This window comes from Litoreibacter albidus (assembly GCF_900107015.1).
In the GTDB taxonomy this organism is placed as follows: Bacteria; Pseudomonadota; Alphaproteobacteria; order Rhodobacterales; family Rhodobacteraceae; genus Litoreibacter; species Litoreibacter albidus.
In genome coordinates, this window is the sequence record NZ_FNOI01000004.1 from 285,006 (window position 1) to 301,345 (window position 16,340).

Sequence of the window (16,340 nt, forward strand, 5' to 3'; positions counted from 1 at the left end):
TGGGGCGCCGGAATTTTCATGGTCCTTCCCGTAGCTGTCTTAGCGCAGGACGCTGGCCAGACATGGGCCGAACGCAAATGCGTGCTGTACCAACGCGCGGTCACCGACGCGACGAAGATGATCGGGCGCGACAGGTTGCGCGACGAGTTTATCAAGAAAAACCAAGAATTCATCACTGGCGGATGCCTGACGCAAGGCAACGTTTGCCCAATGACGGACGGCGAATTTGAGTTTGCCAACCTGCTGACGGTCATGACGATGAATGAAGGCATGGCGAGCACCTTTGTGCCCTTCGGGTGCCGTGACACGGCTGGCGAATGACTAGCGACGAGTGCTCAAAGGCAAAGTAGCATCCGTCGCAAATCATTCGATGATGGATAAGCGCCTCACTCCTGGTGAGCCTCCCCCTTTGAAGTGGTCTGCCCTCATAGTTAGAAAGCGGAGGGCCAGAGATGGCGATTAAAAGACCCAAGCCCGAAGAGGGCATGCACCTGCCCATCCTTGAATACAGATCACCACGCATAAACACGCGACTTAAGAGACTAAAACGAAAAATGCCTCAGCGAATTACCGCTAAGGCATTGAATTCATTGGCGCGCTGGGGAGGATTCGAACCCCCGACCCCTTGATTCGTAGTCAAGTACTCTATCCAACTGAGCTACCAGCGCACTGTCTGGGGGCGATGTAACCTTGCTGAAAGACCAATGCAACCCCAATTTGAAGCGTTCTTCAAAGAACCGCTCCGGATCGTGAAATTCCTGTGGAAAACACTGTTCGAAGCAACAAAACCAATCGTCGCTGCTGCCCAAACCGACGTCGAATCTCCTGCTGAGGGCCGACGACTTATTGCGCCGCCTGATCGAACAACGCGTTTTCTTTCGGCAGGAACAGTTGAAATTCTGTCCCGTGCTCATCCGAGCGTACCAACTTCAACTCACCGCCGTGGCCACGTGCGAGTTCTGCGGAGATGGCGAGGCCGAGGCCCGTCCCCCCGACCCGCACGCCGCCCTCAAACGCGGTGAACAAATTCTGGCGAGCCTTCGGGGGCAGCCCTGGCCCACTGTCTTGAATGGTCAGACGCCACCCGTCAGCGGCCTCCCCCCCGACTATACTGATTTTTCCCGCAGTGCCTGATGCTTCAAGGGCCTGCCGCGCGTTGCGCACCAAGTTCCCGAGAATCCGGTACAGCTGCTCGCCGTCGCAGCGTACCATCATTTGCTTAGGGACGTCGCAATCGAAGCGAATATCCGAGGACGTCGACAGCTGTTCACTTTGCAACACGTCCTCAACAATGTCGTGCACTTGCGTCATGGCAAGCTTCGGCGGGGCCTCTTCCACGCGACCGAAGGCCAGCGTCCCTTCGCACAGGTTAACGGCTCGGCTAAGGGAGTTCACGAGCTTTGGCGCAGACCGTTGCACCGCGGGGTCGTCAGACATCTCCATGCGGTCGGCGAGTAAGGTCGCCGTTGTCAGAATATTGCGCAAGTCATGGCTGATTTTGGCCACCGCACCGCCTAGTTGCGCCAAGCGTTCTTTCTGCTTGAGCGAGCCTGTCAGACGCGTCTGCAATTCCGCCAGCGTGTCTTCGGCCGCGCGCAACTCTGTAATCGAGGAGGTCGGCTGGATCACACGGCGCGCATCTTCGGGTGCCAATGCGTAGGCCTCCATCGAGTGAACAACCCGCTTGATCGGGCGCACCATGAAACGGCGAACGGCCAAAAACAACAGTGCCGCAGAAATGATGGAGATGACGGCAGACAACGCCAGAACGTTTAGCCCATAGTCGACCATTGCAGCCCTTAGCGGGGCTTGCGGCATGGCAACCTCAATCATCGTGCCTGCCGCGCGCGTCGGCGCCCCGATAACTCGAATGACCCCTTCGGGCGGTACGAACAGCTGACGCATGGCCCCGATAATCAGATAGGCGGCAGACGGATCACGCAGGTCCACCATAGTCGTCACAGGACCAGGAACCGGCGAAGACAAGACCAACTGGCTCGCGGCGTCGCGCCTCAAAACCACGTTGTAGACACCCGCGTTGTCCAGCAACTCCTGCGCAAGGCTGGACGAGATGTTCTGATCCTGAGACGCCAGAACCGACAGGGACGCGATTTGGGATTTTTCCAAACGGGCCAGCAAGTAATCCTCTCTGAAGCGCGCCACGGATGGCACGAAAATCAGAACTTCGGCGAGCATCACGAAGATGACCGTCAGTATGAGGAACCGACCTGAGAGCGAATTAATCAAACATCTGCCTCCAGCAGGTGGGGTCTATGGCAGGAACCTCTGCACTAAGCCCACGACTTTCTTGACCATATCGCTTTCGAATAGCCTTGGCGAGAAATAGGCACCCGCAGCCCGTTTGTTAACCTCTCCGAGGGTCGGATATGGCGCAACCATGCCCGCGATCTGGCTCATCTTCATATTATTCGCGATTGCGAGCGCCCAAACACCGATCAAATCCCCGGCGCTTGCGCCGACAATAGACGCCCCAACAGGCCGCCCCTTCACAACCGTGACTTTGATCAAGCCGGTTGTTTTGCCTTCCGCAATCGCCCTATCGTTTTCATGGAACGGAAAACGGTACACCTCGGCCTTGTCGCCGTGCTCTTCGCGCGCTTGTGCTTCGGTCAGGCCAACCTGCGCCAACTCAGGGTCGGTGTAGGTGGCCCATGGGATGTGCGCCTGCTTGGTTTTGGCGGGAAGCCCGAACAAGATGGAGCGGATAACAACACCCGCATGATAGCCTGCCACGTGAGTAAACTGTAGCTGCCCCGCAACGTCGCCGATGGCGTATACTTTCTTGTTAGACGTCTTCATCGACGCATCCACGTCGATACCACGGCGTGAGTATTCCACACCGGCTTGCTCCAGCCCCAAGTCGCTCACGTTTGCGGAGCGTCCAACTGCGACAAGCAAATGCGACCCATTGAACACGCGCCCGTCTTTGGCTTTCACTGTAATATCGCCCGCTATGCCGGATACTTCATCCGCATGCGCGCCCTCTTCTATCACCATGCCCTCTTCACGCATCCGGTCTAGCACGACGGCGGCCAGCTCTGGGTCATCCTTGCCCATCGCCTTGTCGCCCTCAATCACCGTCACCTTGGAGCCGAGGCGCAAGTGGGCCTGCGCCATCTCAATGCCGATAGGCCCGCCGCCAATGATCAACAGATGCTTTGGCAACTCACGCAGGTCCCACAGGCTTTCGTTGGTCAAATAGGGCACTTTGTCCAATCCAGGGATTGGTGGCACAAACGGCGCGGAGCCGGTTGCGATAACAATGCGCCGCGCCGTGATTTCCGTGTTGCCAGCTTGCACTGTTGTGGGACCAGTAAACCGCCCACGCTCTCGAATGACGGTGACGCCGAGCCCTTCGAACCGCTCCTGGCTGTCGACGGGCTCAATCGTCGCAATCACGTTGTTCACGTGATCTTTGGCGGCTGCATAATCAATTTGGGGTTCTACATTCGCCACGCCAAACTTGGCACCGTTGCGCATAACATGTGCCTGCTTGCCCGCCGCGATCAACGCCTTGGACGGCACGCAACCATAATTCAGGCAGTCGCCACCCATCTTGTGATCTTCCAGAAGCACAACCTTGGCCCCCATTTGAACGGCGCCGGCCGCGACTGAAAGCCCGCCGGAGCCTGCGCCGATCACGAGAAGGTCGGTTTTAATGGTTTCCATATCTATAGTCCTTCTTTGCCGCGCACGGCTTTTAAGATGATCGGCAGCAGCGCCAGCGCGCAGAGGCCAAGAATAGGCAGCAGGATGTGCGGCTCAAAAATTATCCCCAAGTTCGGCGTATCGCCGCGCTCGAACACTTCGCCCAAACCGGCCCCGACGGAGGTATAGACGATGGACCCGGGAATGATCCCCAAGAACGTCGAGATCACAAAGCGGCGCAGCGGCACGTCCACCAGTGCAGGCACCAGATTGGCCACAAAGAAGGGAACGGCAGGCACGAGGCGGATCAAGAACAAAACCGACCACTGATTTTCGTCTATACCGTCCTTGATCTTCTTCACCATCCCAGCGCCGCTTTCCATTTTAGCGGCCAGCTTGTCGCCGAACCCCATGCGCGCAGCCGAGAAAATCGCGGTGGCACCGATGGTGGCCCCCACAACGTTATATAAAAAACCGGGAAACGTGGCGAACAGGAAGCCACCTGTTAATGTCGCAATCGCTGCCCCCGGCAACGAAAACGCAACAATGACAACGTAGATTGCAATAAACCCCAACACCGCCAGCACATAGTTGGCGTCGCGGTAGGCGATCAGCGCCTCGCGGTTGTCACGCAGCGCGTCGAAGCTGAGATAGTCGCGCAGGGTGAACGCACCGATCAGCGCCACCGCGACGATAATCAGAATAGGCAGTTTCTTTTGAAAGGCCGACTTTCCGGTGTTTGTCATCATATCTGCCATGGATTCGGGTTCCTGAAGGTTAAGCTGCCATGTTAGTGAGCGAATTGAATGCGTTTTGATACCACCGCTCACGGTCGCTTGATCAAGGGTGAGCCAAACACAGGCCGGATGGCCTTTATTCGCGGCTTAGGTTACAACACTGTTCAGAATTGTTGCAGAATTGGGCAGGTTTGCCCGTTGACGCAGAACACAGGGCTGTCTATGACGCAGGCTCTGAACACTTATGGGTTCGAATCCTTTCCGGATTCCCCCCTATCCGCAGGAGCCTCGCTCATGAGCAAACGTACATTCCAACCGTCGAACCTGGTTCGCAAGCACCGCCACGGCTTCCGTGCCCGTATGGCGACTAAAGCTGGCCGTAAGATTTTGAACGCGCGTCGCGCGAAAGGCCGGACGAAGCTGAGCGCGTAAAGCGCCCTTCTTCTTCCTTTTGACCTAGATGCCGCCGGAGGCCAACGTGACAGGACCAAACGTCCAGATCGCGGATGTGCCACCGGCGGCTTCCGTTCGTCTAGAGGTTATCAGCAAACGCGCTGACTTCTTACGTGCGGCGCGGGCCAAGCGCGCGGGCCAACCGGGCTTTCTGCTGCAAGCACGAAACCGCGGAGACGACGCCCCCCCGCGTGTCGGCTTCACCTGCTCCAAGAAGATTGGCAACGCCGTAGCGCGCAACCGCGCCAAACGGCGATTGCGCGAAATCGCCCGCATCGCCCTCAGCGCCAAGGCGCAGACAGGCTGGGACTACGTTCTTGTCGGTCGCCCGACTGAGACGGTGTCGCGCCCTTTCGCACAACTCATGGCCGACTTGGAACGCGCCATCGCCAAGGTGCACACATGACGCCGCTCGCGTGGGTCTGCGCCCTGCCCGTGCGCGGCTACAGGGCGTTGTTTAGCCCATGGGTCGGCCACAACTGTCGCTACGACCCGACCTGCTCTGCATATGCCTTGGAGGCCTTGCAAAAGCACGGCGGCCTAAAAGGGTCTTGGCTTGCGGCCCGACGCATTGCGCGGTGCAACCCTTGGGGCGGGATGGGCGTCGACGACGTGCCTGACTAGCCGCCCCTCACACCTTCTTCTTTGGCATCATTCTCTCAAGCTCCGGCGAGATCGGGATGTGCTCCGCGTTATCACCTGCGGGAAGCTTGAACGGACCATTCTCCCAATCAGCCTCCTTCCAAGCCTCTTTGGCGTCCTCGATCTTGTCACGTGATGACGATACAAAATTCCACCAGATCAAACGGCCTTCATTCATGGTTTCACCGCCTAGGGCCATCAGTCTGGCCCCGCGCGCGCCAGCGCGAACGCTGATATTATCGCCAGGTCGGAACACCATCATGCGGCCCTCCTCAAACACATCGCCCGCCACCTCAACGGACCCTTGCGTGATATAGAGCCCCCGATCTTCATGGTTGACGGGCAACGGAAAATGCGCACCAGGCTTTAGCACCACATCCAGATAGAATGTTTCTGACTGCATGGTCACTGGGCTGATCTCGCCATAGGCGCTGCCAAGGATCAGCTTTGCCTCGACACCGGCCTCAGCAATCACCGGAAGGGCCGCCTCCTTGTGATGTTCAAACTCGGGAGCCATGTCCTCTTTGTCTTCCGGCAGGGCGATCCATGTCTGAATCCCGAACAGCTTGTGCCGTGTCGCGCGGGTCTCGTCGCTGGTGCGCTCTGAGTGCGTCACACCCTGACCAGCCACCATCCAATTGACCTCTCCGGGGTAAATCATCTGGTGGGTACCCACACTGTCACGGTGCTCAAACTCGCCCTGATAGAGATAGGTTACAGTACCCAAGCCAATGTGGGGGTGTGGCCGCACATCAATTCCACCCTCGGTGATAAATTCAGCCGGGCCCATTTGGTCGAAGAAAATGAATGGGCCGACCATCTGCCGCTTCGGGCTTGGCAATGCCCGACGCACCTCGAAGCCACCCAGATCACGTGCGCGGGGGATGATTAGCGTATCAAGCGCATCAAGGCTTGTATGCGGACAGTCGGGTTTTTGGGTTGGGTTCCAGCTCATGTCTTCACCTCGGTGTTTCTACGTGGTTTTAGCGGTTGGCTCTACGAAATTGGATGGAAGCATCCGCCCTCTCAGCTGATGATATCAGCTGTTTCCGCTTTGTGGCGGGACACATAGCTGCTCATGAATGGGCAAAGGGGCACAATCTTTTGTCCCGCCCGCCGTGCGTCCGCAATTACTCTCTGAGCCAAGGCCCCCGCGACCCCCATCCCGCGCATGGCGTCTGGCACGGCGGTGTGATCGACGATGATCAACACGTCTGACACCTTCGATAGCGTCAGCTCTCCTTCGCCCGCGACGCCGTCAAGCGTGGCGGTGTAACGCGCCTTGGAATCGGTGTCCGTGCGGGTAATCTTAATGTCAGTCATATCAGTAATCCTTCGTATTCTGGCGAGGGGCGTGCTCCCCCTCCTAGCCGGGGGCGGTGGTGAATTGTGCTGCAAGTGCGGCAAGCTCTTCGCGCCGAATTTCGTGCCCGCCCGCATGGAAGCTTGTGCTGACACAAGCCCCTTGCGCCGAAGCCCAAGCAACGAGCTCCTCCGTCATCGGCCATGGGCAGATAGGATCGTGCTGTCCGGCGGTGATAAGAACAGACCTACCAGCCAATCCCGCCACCTCATTCGGGCTCCACGGGATCAAGGGATGAAGCATCCCCACCCTATCGAAAAGATCAGGCCGCGCCATCATCACGGACGCCAGAATATTAGCCCCGTTGGAGTAGCCGAACCCATACACCTCACGGTTAGGAAACTGGTCCTTCCAGTCGTCCACGAGTGCCGCCATTTTATCAGTCGCACGGGCCAAATCTTCCATGTCGTACACGCCTTCACCCGTTCTGTGGAAGAAGCGCGCAGCGCCGTTTTCAAGAACATCACCACGCGGGGAGATAACGCCCCCATGTGGGACCAATTCCTGAGCTAGGCCGAAAAACTGCGTTTCGTCACCACCGGTCCCGTGGAATGCGAACACAAGTGGCGCATCCCCTTCCGGATCCTTTGTAAGCGCATGATAGGTGCTGCTTTGCATCTTTGCCCCCTAACCAATCACCGCTAAATTTCGTTCGATCTGATCGCGGTATGGCTGATAACGCTCTGGCAGCATGAGCGCCTCGCCCAAATGCGCCGTGTCTTCGTCGCGGTCGAACCCCGGTTCATTCGTCGCCACCTCAAACAACACACCACCTGGCGTGCGGAAGTAGATCGCCCAAAAGTAATCTCGGTCAATCACAGGCGTGACTTGATACCCCGTGTCGACAAGCGCCTTGCGCACCTCCAACTGGGCAGCGCGATCCTCCACAGCAAAGGCGATGTGATGCACTGAGCCCGCCCCTTGCGTGGCTTGCTTGCCCACCGGAATTGCCTCCAGATCAATCGTCCGCGCTGCATTTCCGTCTTGGATGCGGTACCGCGTGACGCTGCCTTCCTTCTCGTCCCTTTCGTATCCCATGAAGGTCAAAAGCTCACCCGTCGCGTCGGCGTCCCGCAGCCGGAACCGCGCACCGTGAAAACCCAGAACACCCTCGGCATTACCGACACCGTTTCCCGTCCAAGCCGCCCTACCTTCTGGGTCGGCCTCAACCAATGCAAAGCTATCGCCGTCGGGGCCGTCAAATTCCAGACGGTCTTCCCCCAGAAACGAGCTGCCGGACAGCCCGGTGACGCCATTGGACGCGAGACGCTCCCTCCAAAAGCCAAGCGCCCCTTTGGGCACCGCAAACTCGGTAACGCCCACTTCACCCACGCCACGCTTACCTTTCGGCATTTTCCCGAACGGAAAATAGGTCATCACAGATCCCGGCGTTCCGACCTCATCACCGTAGTACAGGTGATAGACGTCAGGGGCATCGAAGTTCACCGTCTTCTTGACCCGCCGCAGGCCAAGTATGCTCGTAAAGAATTGGTTATTTTCCTTCGCATCTGCCGCCATAGACGTAACGTGATGCAACCCTTTGATAAGTTTCTTCATGGCCTATCGCTAACCTCTTTGAAATCGTTGAGCTAAACCTAGGGATCGCAAGGCATTCAATCTATAATAATTATATTGCACTCACTGTTACCAAGAATAATAACAATAATATGCAACAAGACTTAAAACCCGTTCGGGTATTCCTAGAGGTCGCGCGGCTTCAAAGCTTTAGCGCCGCCGCAAAGTCCCTTCAGATGACGCCTGCGTCCATCACACGCATAGTTGCACGGCTAGAGGAAAATTTCGGGCAGCAACTCTTGATCCGTACGACGCGGCAGGTATCGCTGACATCGACTGGTGCGCTTGTCGCAGCGCGCTACCAGCCGCTGGTTGATGCGTTTGACCGCGTTAAGCTCGACCTTGACCGCGAAATGCAACCTTACCGCGGACGTCTGTCGGTCAACGCCCCTATGTCATTAGGGTTGCGGTTGATGCCAGAATTAGTCGACAGCTTTAAGCTTGCCTATCCGAACATCGACCTCGACATCCGGCTCACGGATCGGTTGGTCGATATCGTGTCCGAGGTCTGCGATCTGGCGATCCGTGTATCATCGCCGCCGACCGACAAGTCGACTATCTGGCGAAAGCTGTGCGAGGTCCCGTTAACCGCCGTCGCGGCGCCGTCCTTGTTTGACCGACATCCGCGCCCCAAAACGCCGGACGCCCTCGATCAAAACCTCTGCATGTCCTACGGAGACAGCAACGAGCCGGAGGTCTGGCGCTTTCATAAGGACGGCGTGAAGCGTGCGATCACAACGGGCACGTCGATCCACAGCAACAGTGGCGATTTACTGTACAGGTTGGCCTGCAAGGGCACAGGTATCGCGGTGCTGCCAGAGTTTCATGTGAGAGATGGAATCACGAATGGTGACGTCGAGGTGGTCCTGCCCGACTGGCACCTCCCGCCGCTCTGGCTATCGCTTTACTACCCGCCTTACGAAGCACTACCGCCGCTTGTGGCGACCTTCACCGACTTCTTTGAGGCATATCTGGCCGACGAACGGGGCTTTAACTTTGCAAAGTAAGAAAACTGCCACCTGACATTAACCACGCGCTTGACCCGTGTTCCGCGCCCTCTTCCTTTGGTCACAGTAAGACCATATAAGCGCGGCCATGTTGGACAAACCAGATAACCCCGATCACATGAACGACGACATCCACGCGCTGTTCCACGGCGCGCCCTCGACCACTGAGTTCAAGAAGCTTCGCAAACGTATCATCCGCGATACGCGGCAAGCCATTGACGACTTTGGCATGGTGGAGCGCGGGGCCAAATGGCTGGTCTGCCTCTCCGGCGGGAAAGACAGCTACACGCTGCTAGCCGCGCTGACAGAGCTGCAGTGGCGCGGCCTGCTGCCTGTCGAAATACTGGCGTGCAATCTGGATCAAGGCCAACCCAACTTTCCGGCAACCGTCTTGCCAGAGTTTCTTAAAAAGATGGGCGTGCCGCACCGCATCGAGTATCAAGACACTTACTCAATTGTAAAAGACAAGGTCCCAGCTGGCCGCACGTATTGCGCGCTCTGCTCGCGTCTGCGCCGCGGAAACCTGTACCGCATCGCCCGCGAAGAGGGGTGCTCCGCAGTTGTTTTGGGCCACCATCGCGATGACATTCTGGAGACGTTTTTCCTGAACCTGTTTCACGGATCGCGCCTCTCGGCGATGCCGCCCAAGCTGCTAAACGAGGAAGGCGACGTGTTCGTCTACCGTCCGCTGGCCTATGTGTCAGAGGCCGATTGCGAGCGGTTTGCGCGTGATATGAACTACCCGATCATCCCCTGCGATCTGTGTGGCTCCCAAGACGGGCTTCAGCGACAGAACATCAAACAAATGCTTGACCTGTGGGAGCAGAGATCACCCGGCCGGCGACAGAAGATGTTTAGGGCGTTGGGCAACACCAATCCGTCGCACCTGCTCGACACCAGCCTGTTCGACTTTGCAGCGTTGACCCGCGATCAGGGACAAATTGAACAAAACCCTCCTGACTTGCTGTCGGGTGATTAACACGCTGCAAAGCATGCTTGCCTAACCTTCCCTTTGTCCGAGTGTGAAAGGGAAGTTGATGAAACGGCAATGGGCGTGGACAACACAAGTATTCAGGTCGGCTTTCGTAACGCGCTGCGGCCTCGCTGCACTCCCGTTAATTGCAGGTGTCTCTTTCGCGACGTCGCAATGGCAAGTGCTGGCGGTGGCCAGCTTCGCCCTCCCCGTACTCCTACTGGGCATTCGCCCCTTACACGCACGACCATATCGCTTGCAGTTACGCAGCGGGGGCAAAGCTGGTCTAGATGCCGCGCTTGATGAGGCAATGACCTCGTCAGATGGGAACCATCGATGTGCTGCGGTACTTCTCGAACTTGATGCGCAGGCCAAACTGCAAAATGCTTGGGGCGCTGATGGCGTGGAAACGATCATGGCCACTTTGGCTGATCGGCTCTGCTCCGTTCTGCGCCCTGGCGACGTTATCGTGCAACTGGACGGGAATCGCTTCGCGCTCGCCTTAGCAAACATCAGAACACCAGAGCTAGGCGCTATTATTTCTTTAATCGAACGCCTGCAAAAAGCCGCGAGTGGCTCCATCATCCTCGATGATACCAGTACCTACGTCACGTTAAGCGCAGGGTTTTGCCTGGAACACCGTGCACCGGAGAGAAACGCGCAATCGTTGCGCCGCGCCGCAGCCCTTGCGTTAGAGGACGCAAAGTCCAAGGGGCCTGAAGGGTTACGCGGGTATTCGACCGACACCCCCACTCCATGCGCAGCGACGGATTCCTGCCAAGAAGAGGTTCTGGAAGCGCTGCAAAGCGGCCAGATCATCGCGTGGTTTCAACCGCAGATATCTACCGAGACCGGCCAAGTCACAGGATTTGAGGCCCTTGCCCGATGGAACCACCCGACACGCGGCATCCTCCCGCCAGCAGGGTTTCTGAGCGCGATGGAGGATGCGAACGCGATGGAGCAACTTAGTGAAACGATGCTTCAACATGCGTTGCGCGCCATTCGCGCGTGGGACGCTTCAGGTTTTAACATTGCGTCCGTCGCTGTTAATTTTTCCACGCAGGACTTGCGCAACCCCAGCCTAGTTGAGCGAATCAAGTGGGATGTGGATCGTTTCGAAATGGTCCCATCGCGATTGACGGTGGAGATACTGGAAACAGTGGTGTCGGAGAATGAGGACGACATGATCACGCGCAATATCAGAGCGTTAGGGAGCCAAGGCTACAACATTGATCTAGACGACTTCGGAACCGGCCACGCCTCCTTGGCGAACATTCGTCGCTTTAAAGTCGACCGCATCAAGATCGATCGCTCATTCGTCACACGTGCTGATGACGACCCTGAGCAACGGCGCATGATCAACGCCATCGTCAGCATGGCGGAGCAAATGGGTGTCAAAACACTTGCTGAAGGCGTTGAAACCCTCGGTGAGAAAAGCATCCTGTCGCAGCTCGGCTGCACGCATATGCAGGGCTATGCGATTGCTCGCCCGATGCCATTCGAGCAAACGCTTGTGTGGCTCAAAGAGCACCAGAGCCGGCTGTCGAAAATGAACTACGTTCCAAGACGCGCCGGATAGCCGCGTCCCACCCCATGCGTGTGACCAAGCAAGAACGCGTGATCAGCCAATACCGCTTGACCTTTCGGTCCCCAGCCTGTTGAACCACCATGACTTAAAATTGACAGGTGGCGGCCCCCAAATGGACGATCAAAACAAGAACCTCATTCTTGCAACAGCGCTCAGCTTTTTGGTGATCCTAGGCTGGTTCTTCATCTTCCCACCAGAAGATGTCGCGGTCGATCCGAATGCCAGCTCGCCCAGTGTCGCGCAGACCGACGGGTCAGCCGTTCTTCCGCCAGCAACAACCGCGCCTACGTCTATTGCGACGCCGGCCATGGTCGCAGAAACACGGGCAACAGCACTAGCCGAAAACACCCGCCTGAAAATCGAAACCCCAAGGCTGAACGGGTCCATCTCCCTGACCGGCGGCCGCCTTGATGACTTATCCTTGACGACATACCGCGAGACGCTCGACGCGGAGTCTGACAACGTCACGCTTTTGTCGCCAGTCGGAACCGACAACGCTTATTACGCCCTTTACGGCTGGGCCCCGTCAGGCACGTTGACATACGAACAGGTTCCGGGCGCGAACACTCAGTGGACCCTCGCTCAGGGCGACACACTTGCCCCCAATGCTCCCGTCACACTGACATGGGACAACGGCGCTGGCCTGCTTTTCAGCCGCACTTTCACCGTTGACGAAAACTTTATGTTCACGGTCACCCAAAAGGTTGAGAACGCTTCAGGAACCGCGCAACGCATTCAGCCTTACGGCATCGTGGCCCGCCACGGCGAACCGGAAATCGAAGGTTTCTTTATCGCCCACGAGGGCGTTGTTGTGATGGCCGATGGTGTGCTGAGCGAGATCGACTACGACGACATGCCCGAACTGCCGAACGTCGCACGTGAAGCGGCCAACGCCGAGGTGTCCGAAGTCGGAGCAAACGGTTGGATCGGCTTTGCCGACAAATACTGGATGACCACGCTGATCCCTGATGGCGCAACCCCCTTCACATCCGTCGTCAAATACGTCCCAAGCGCCGATATCTACCAGACGGAAGCCCGCCTGCAGCCCGTCGACATCGCGGCTGGTGCCTCTGCAGAGGTGACCACGCGCCTGTTCGCCGGCGCGAAAGAATGGGAAGAAATCAAATCCTATGAAGCGAATGGCGTTTACAACTTCATCGACAGCATTGACTGGGGTTGGTTCTTCTTCCTGACCAAGCCAATCTTCGCGGTGCTACACTGGCTCAACACAATTATCGGGAACATGGGTTGGTCGATCATTGCGCTGACATTGCTTATCAAGGCGCTGCTCTTCCCGCTGGCATATAAGTCATATGTCTCCATGGCGAAGATGAAAGAACTCCAGCCTCGCATGGAGAAAATCAAGGAAAAGGCCGGGGACGACCGCCAAAAGCTTCAGCAAGAGATGATGGAGCTTTACAAGAAAGAGAAGGTTAACCCCGCCGCCGGTTGCTTGCCGATTTTGCTGCAAATTCCGATCTTCTTCTCGCTCTATAAGGTTATTTTCAACACCATCGAACTGCGCCACGCGCCGTGGATTGGCTGGATTCGCGATTTGTCCGCGCCAGACCCGTCGTCCATTCTGAACCTGTTCGGCGCACTGCCCTATGCAACCCCAGAGCCCGGCTCGATTTTCTTCATCTTCTCGCTTGGCGTGCTGCCGATCATCCTTGGCGTCTCCATGTGGCTGCAGCAAAAGCTGAACCCAGCCCCCACCGACGCCACACAAGCGATGATCTTTGCTTGGATGCCGTGGGTCTTCATGTTCATGTTGGGTAGCTTCGCATCCGGTCTGGTCATCTACTGGATCGCCAACAACATTATCACCTTCATCCAGCAGTACTCGATCATGCGGTCCCAAGGGTACAAGCCGGACATTTTTGGAAACATCAAGTCCGGGTTCCAACGGAAAAAAGCGACTGAAGGCGACAAAAAATGACGGCAACTCTCGCCCCTATCTGGCGCCACCCCGTCAAATCACATGGGCGGGAGCAGCTCTCCGAGGTGTCCCTTGAAGCTGGCAAGACAATGCCATGGGACAGAACTTGGGCGGTGGCGCATGAAGGTGCACGCACGGACGGCACAGACTGGGCACCTTGCGCGAACTTTTCGCGCGGGGCCAAAGCCCCCCAACTCATGGCAATCGCGTGTAAGTTGGATGAGGCCACAGAGGCGCTAACCCTGTCGCACCCCGACCAAGAGACCGTGACCCTACACCCGGAGCGCGACAGTGCTCAGCTGATGGAGTGGGTCAAACCCCTGATGCCAGAAAACCGCGCGCAATCCACGCGGGTCGTTCGCGTGGACGGACGCGGCATGACTGATACTCCGTTTCCATCACTGTCCATTGCCAACATCGCGACGCATCGCGCAGTGGAAGGCGCGTTAAATACGCCCCTATCTATGCAGCGCTGGCGCGCGAACCTTTGGTTAGACGGATTGGAGCCATGGGAAGAATTTGGCTGGATCGGAAAAACACTGCGCATTGGCGACGTCGAATTCACTATCGAGGAACGCATCACGCGCTGCCTCGCCACAACCGCGAACCCCGAAACCGGTGAGCGCGACGCAGACACGTTGGGCGCGTTAAAAACTTGGGACCACCAAGATTTTGGGGTCTATGCTGTCGTCAAAACGTCAGGCATCATCCGCAGCGGCGATAAGGCATATATCACATGACCAGTTTTACATTCTCAGTCGCTGAGGAACCCACTTCCGAGGAAATCGAAAAAGGCCGCGTTCTGTTTGCCGGCGAAACCGACTTCCTGAAGGGTGTCGTGGCGATGGATGGCATGCCGCCCGCTGATCGGTTGGAAGTCTGCTTCGCAGGCCGCTCCAACGTGGGTAAGTCCAGCCTGATCAATGCTTTGACGGGCCGGAAGGCCTTGGCGCGTACGTCCAACACACCCGGCCGCACCCAAGAGATCAACTTCTTTACGCTCGCTGAAAGCCACTACCTTGTCGACCTTCCGGGCTATGGCTTTGCCGAGGCACCGGTGGCGATTGTCCAAAAATGGCAGCGCCTGTTGAAGGCTTATCTTTCAGGCCGCCAAACGCTTCGGCGTGCGTTCGTGCTGATCGACTCGCGGCACGGTGTGAAAGCCGTGGATGAAGAAATCCTGTCGCTATTGAATAAATCCGCTGTGACATTTCAGGTTGTTCTGACAAAAACAGACAAGTTGAAAAAGGGTGAGCTTGAGAAAGTCATCGCGCAGGTCAGCACCGCCTTGCAAAAGCACCCCGCTGCATTTCCAGAGATCGTTTTGACCTCTTCTGAGAAAGGCCTAGGCATCCCGACGCTGCGCCATATAATCGGCACATTGGTTTAAACCCAGCCACCTTGCCACCGTTCGGCAGGTCACCAATTCACCCAAGTAACCGACCGGCTCCAAATGAAACAACAGACCGCAATGAACAGCAACTGGATCGAAACTGCCAAAACCTTGTCGGCGGCCCTGCCATACCTGCAGCGCTACGACGATGCGATCGTGGTTATCAAATTGGGCGGCCACGCGATGGGCAGCGACGAGGCGATGGACCTCTTCGCACGCGACGTCGTTTTGATGCAGCAAGTCGGCATTAACCCTGTGATTGTTCACGGCGGCGGCCCGATGATCAACGACATGCTCGCGCGTCTTGGTGTGCAGTCTGAATTCGTCAACGGCAAGCGCGTCACCGATGCTGCAACTGTAGAAGTTGTGGAAATGGTCTTGTCTGGCTCGGTTAACAAGAGGATCGTGCAAGCCATCAACCAGCAAGGCGGTCGTGGGGTTGGCCTGTCCGGAAAAGACGCCGCCATGATCCGCTGCACCGCATCCCAACCAGAGTTGGGCTTCGTCGGGGAACCGGTCGATGTGAACCCAAAAGTCCTGCACCAGATGTTTGCAGCAAATATCATACCCGTTATCGCCCCCTTGGGCTTCGGTGAGGACGGCGAGACGTTTAACATCAACGGCGACACAGCCGCAGGTGCCATCGCCGCCGCGCTGAAGGCGGACCGTTTGCTGCTGCTGACCGATGTAGCTGGGGTGAAGGACGCCAGCGGCGAAGTGGTAACGGAGTTGACCGCGTCCTACATCCGTAAGCTCACGGAAGACGGCGTTATAGCAGGCGGCATGATACCCAAAACGGAAACCGCCCTTGCCGCCTTGGACGGTGGTGTTCGCGCTGCGGTTATCCTTGACGGGCGCGCACCCAATGCTTGCCTGTTGGAGCTGTTCACGCCGCATGGTGCGGGATCCATGATCCGTCAGGACAGCTAAGCAACCGGCACACTTATGTGTGAGCAGCCAAGCCCAATGCACGCCACCCCTTGCCAGCCTGCAGCAACGCC

18 protein-coding genes and 1 tRNA gene are annotated in these 16,340 nt (G+C 57.4%); 11 read left to right on the forward strand and 8 right to left on the reverse strand.

Translation table 11 applies throughout. The annotated features are described in order from the left end of the window. Positions 1-18: 18 nt before the first annotated feature. Positions 19-321, forward strand: a complete 303-nt coding sequence (locus tag BLW66_RS11820; RefSeq protein ID WP_089947366.1) for a hypothetical protein — start codon at positions 19-21, stop codon at positions 319-321. Between the two features lie 270 nt (positions 322-591). Here the strand turns inward: BLW66_RS11820 and BLW66_RS11825 are convergent. The 4 genes from BLW66_RS11825 to BLW66_RS11840 form a co-directional block, all read right to left on the reverse strand. Continuing rightward, positions 592-668: transfer RNA gene (locus BLW66_RS11825), tRNA-Arg, on the reverse strand. Between the two features lie 175 nt (positions 669-843). Continuing rightward, a complete protein-coding gene (locus BLW66_RS11830; protein WP_089947367.1) occupies positions 844-2,247 on the reverse strand; it encodes a sensor histidine kinase in 1,404 nt (467 codons plus the stop codon). Positions 2,248-2,271: 24 nt separating this feature from the next. Then, positions 2,272-3,690 carry a dihydrolipoyl dehydrogenase family protein gene (locus BLW66_RS11835; RefSeq protein ID WP_089947368.1) on the reverse strand — a complete coding sequence of 473 codons (1,419 nt, stop codon included), beginning with the start codon at positions 3,688-3,690 and terminating at the stop codon, positions 2,272-2,274. Positions 3,691-3,692: 2 nt separating this feature from the next. Further along, positions 3,693-4,427, reverse strand: coding sequence for a TVP38/TMEM64 family protein (locus tag BLW66_RS11840; protein ID WP_089947369.1), 735 nt, complete (start codon positions 4,425-4,427; stop codon positions 3,693-3,695). A 273-nt stretch (positions 4,428-4,700) separates the two neighbouring features. Here BLW66_RS11840 and rpmH point away from each other — a divergent pair, with 273 nt between their 5' ends. From rpmH to yidD, 3 genes are read left to right on the forward strand one after another with little or no spacing between them, the layout of a single operon-like run. After that, a complete protein-coding gene (gene rpmH / locus BLW66_RS11845) occupies positions 4,701-4,838 on the forward strand; it encodes a 50S ribosomal protein L34 (protein WP_073142323.1) in 138 nt (45 codons plus the stop codon). A 28-nt stretch (positions 4,839-4,866) separates the two neighbouring features. Then, a complete protein-coding gene (gene rnpA, locus BLW66_RS11850; RefSeq protein ID WP_089947370.1) occupies positions 4,867-5,265 on the forward strand; it encodes a ribonuclease P protein component in 399 nt (132 codons plus the stop codon). Beyond that, the gene (yidD, locus tag BLW66_RS11855) at positions 5,262-5,483 is read left to right on the forward strand and encodes a membrane protein insertion efficiency factor YidD (RefSeq protein ID WP_089947371.1); all 222 of its coding nucleotides are present in this window, start codon (positions 5,262-5,264) and stop codon (positions 5,481-5,483) included. Before rnpA ends, yidD begins: the two co-directional genes overlap by 4 nt. A 7-nt stretch (positions 5,484-5,490) precedes the next feature. On the opposite strand, the gene BLW66_RS11860 is transcribed toward yidD, so the two are convergent. The 4 genes from BLW66_RS11860 to BLW66_RS11875 form a co-directional block, all read right to left on the reverse strand. Beyond that, positions 5,491-6,456 carry a pirin family protein gene (locus BLW66_RS11860; protein WP_089947372.1) on the reverse strand — a complete coding sequence of 322 codons (966 nt, stop codon included), beginning with the start codon at positions 6,454-6,456 and terminating at the stop codon, positions 5,491-5,493. A gap of 71 nt (positions 6,457-6,527) precedes the next feature. After that, a complete protein-coding gene (locus BLW66_RS11865) occupies positions 6,528-6,824 on the reverse strand; it encodes a GNAT family N-acetyltransferase (RefSeq protein ID WP_089947373.1) in 297 nt (98 codons plus the stop codon). Positions 6,825-6,867: 43 nt separating this feature from the next. Beyond that, positions 6,868-7,482 carry an alpha/beta hydrolase gene (locus tag BLW66_RS11870; RefSeq protein ID WP_089947374.1) on the reverse strand — a complete coding sequence of 205 codons (615 nt, stop codon included), beginning with the start codon at positions 7,480-7,482 and terminating at the stop codon, positions 6,868-6,870. A 9-nt stretch (positions 7,483-7,491) separates the two neighbouring features. Next, positions 7,492-8,421, reverse strand: coding sequence for a VOC family protein (locus BLW66_RS11875; RefSeq protein ID WP_089947375.1), 930 nt, complete (start codon positions 8,419-8,421; stop codon positions 7,492-7,494). Between the two features lie 110 nt (positions 8,422-8,531). Here BLW66_RS11875 and BLW66_RS11880 point away from each other — a divergent pair, with 110 nt between their 5' ends. The 7 genes from BLW66_RS11880 to argB all read left to right on the forward strand — a co-directional run bounded on the left by BLW66_RS11880 (position 8,532) and on the right by argB (position 16,269). Then, entirely contained in the window at positions 8,532-9,446 is a 915-nt protein-coding gene (locus BLW66_RS11880) for a LysR family transcriptional regulator (protein ID WP_089947376.1), read from the forward strand. An 88-nt stretch (positions 9,447-9,534) separates the two neighbouring features. Next, complete coding sequence (gene ttcA / locus BLW66_RS11885; protein WP_170833468.1) at positions 9,535-10,425, forward strand: tRNA 2-thiocytidine(32) synthetase TtcA; 891 nt, start codon at positions 9,535-9,537, stop codon at positions 10,423-10,425. A gap of 58 nt (positions 10,426-10,483) precedes the next feature. Continuing rightward, positions 10,484-11,998, forward strand: a complete 1,515-nt coding sequence (locus tag BLW66_RS11890) for a putative bifunctional diguanylate cyclase/phosphodiesterase (RefSeq protein WP_089947377.1) — start codon at positions 10,484-10,486, stop codon at positions 11,996-11,998. A gap of 121 nt (positions 11,999-12,119) precedes the next feature. Beyond that, entirely contained in the window at positions 12,120-13,946 is a 1,827-nt protein-coding gene (gene yidC / locus BLW66_RS11895) for a membrane protein insertase YidC (RefSeq protein WP_089947378.1), read from the forward strand. Further along, positions 13,943-14,686 carry an MOSC domain-containing protein gene (locus BLW66_RS11900; RefSeq protein ID WP_089947379.1) on the forward strand — a complete coding sequence of 248 codons (744 nt, stop codon included), beginning with the start codon at positions 13,943-13,945 and terminating at the stop codon, positions 14,684-14,686. The genes yidC and BLW66_RS11900 overlap by 4 nt, the downstream gene beginning before the upstream one ends. Further along, positions 14,683-15,336 carry a ribosome biogenesis GTP-binding protein YihA/YsxC gene (gene yihA / locus BLW66_RS11905; RefSeq protein ID WP_089947380.1) on the forward strand — a complete coding sequence of 218 codons (654 nt, stop codon included), beginning with the start codon at positions 14,683-14,685 and terminating at the stop codon, positions 15,334-15,336. The genes BLW66_RS11900 and yihA overlap by 4 nt, the downstream gene beginning before the upstream one ends. An 81-nt stretch (positions 15,337-15,417) precedes the next feature. Beyond that, positions 15,418-16,269, forward strand: coding sequence for an acetylglutamate kinase (argB, locus tag BLW66_RS11910; RefSeq protein WP_089947437.1), 852 nt, complete (start codon positions 15,418-15,420; stop codon positions 16,267-16,269). Positions 16,270-16,340: the final 71 nt, after the last annotated feature.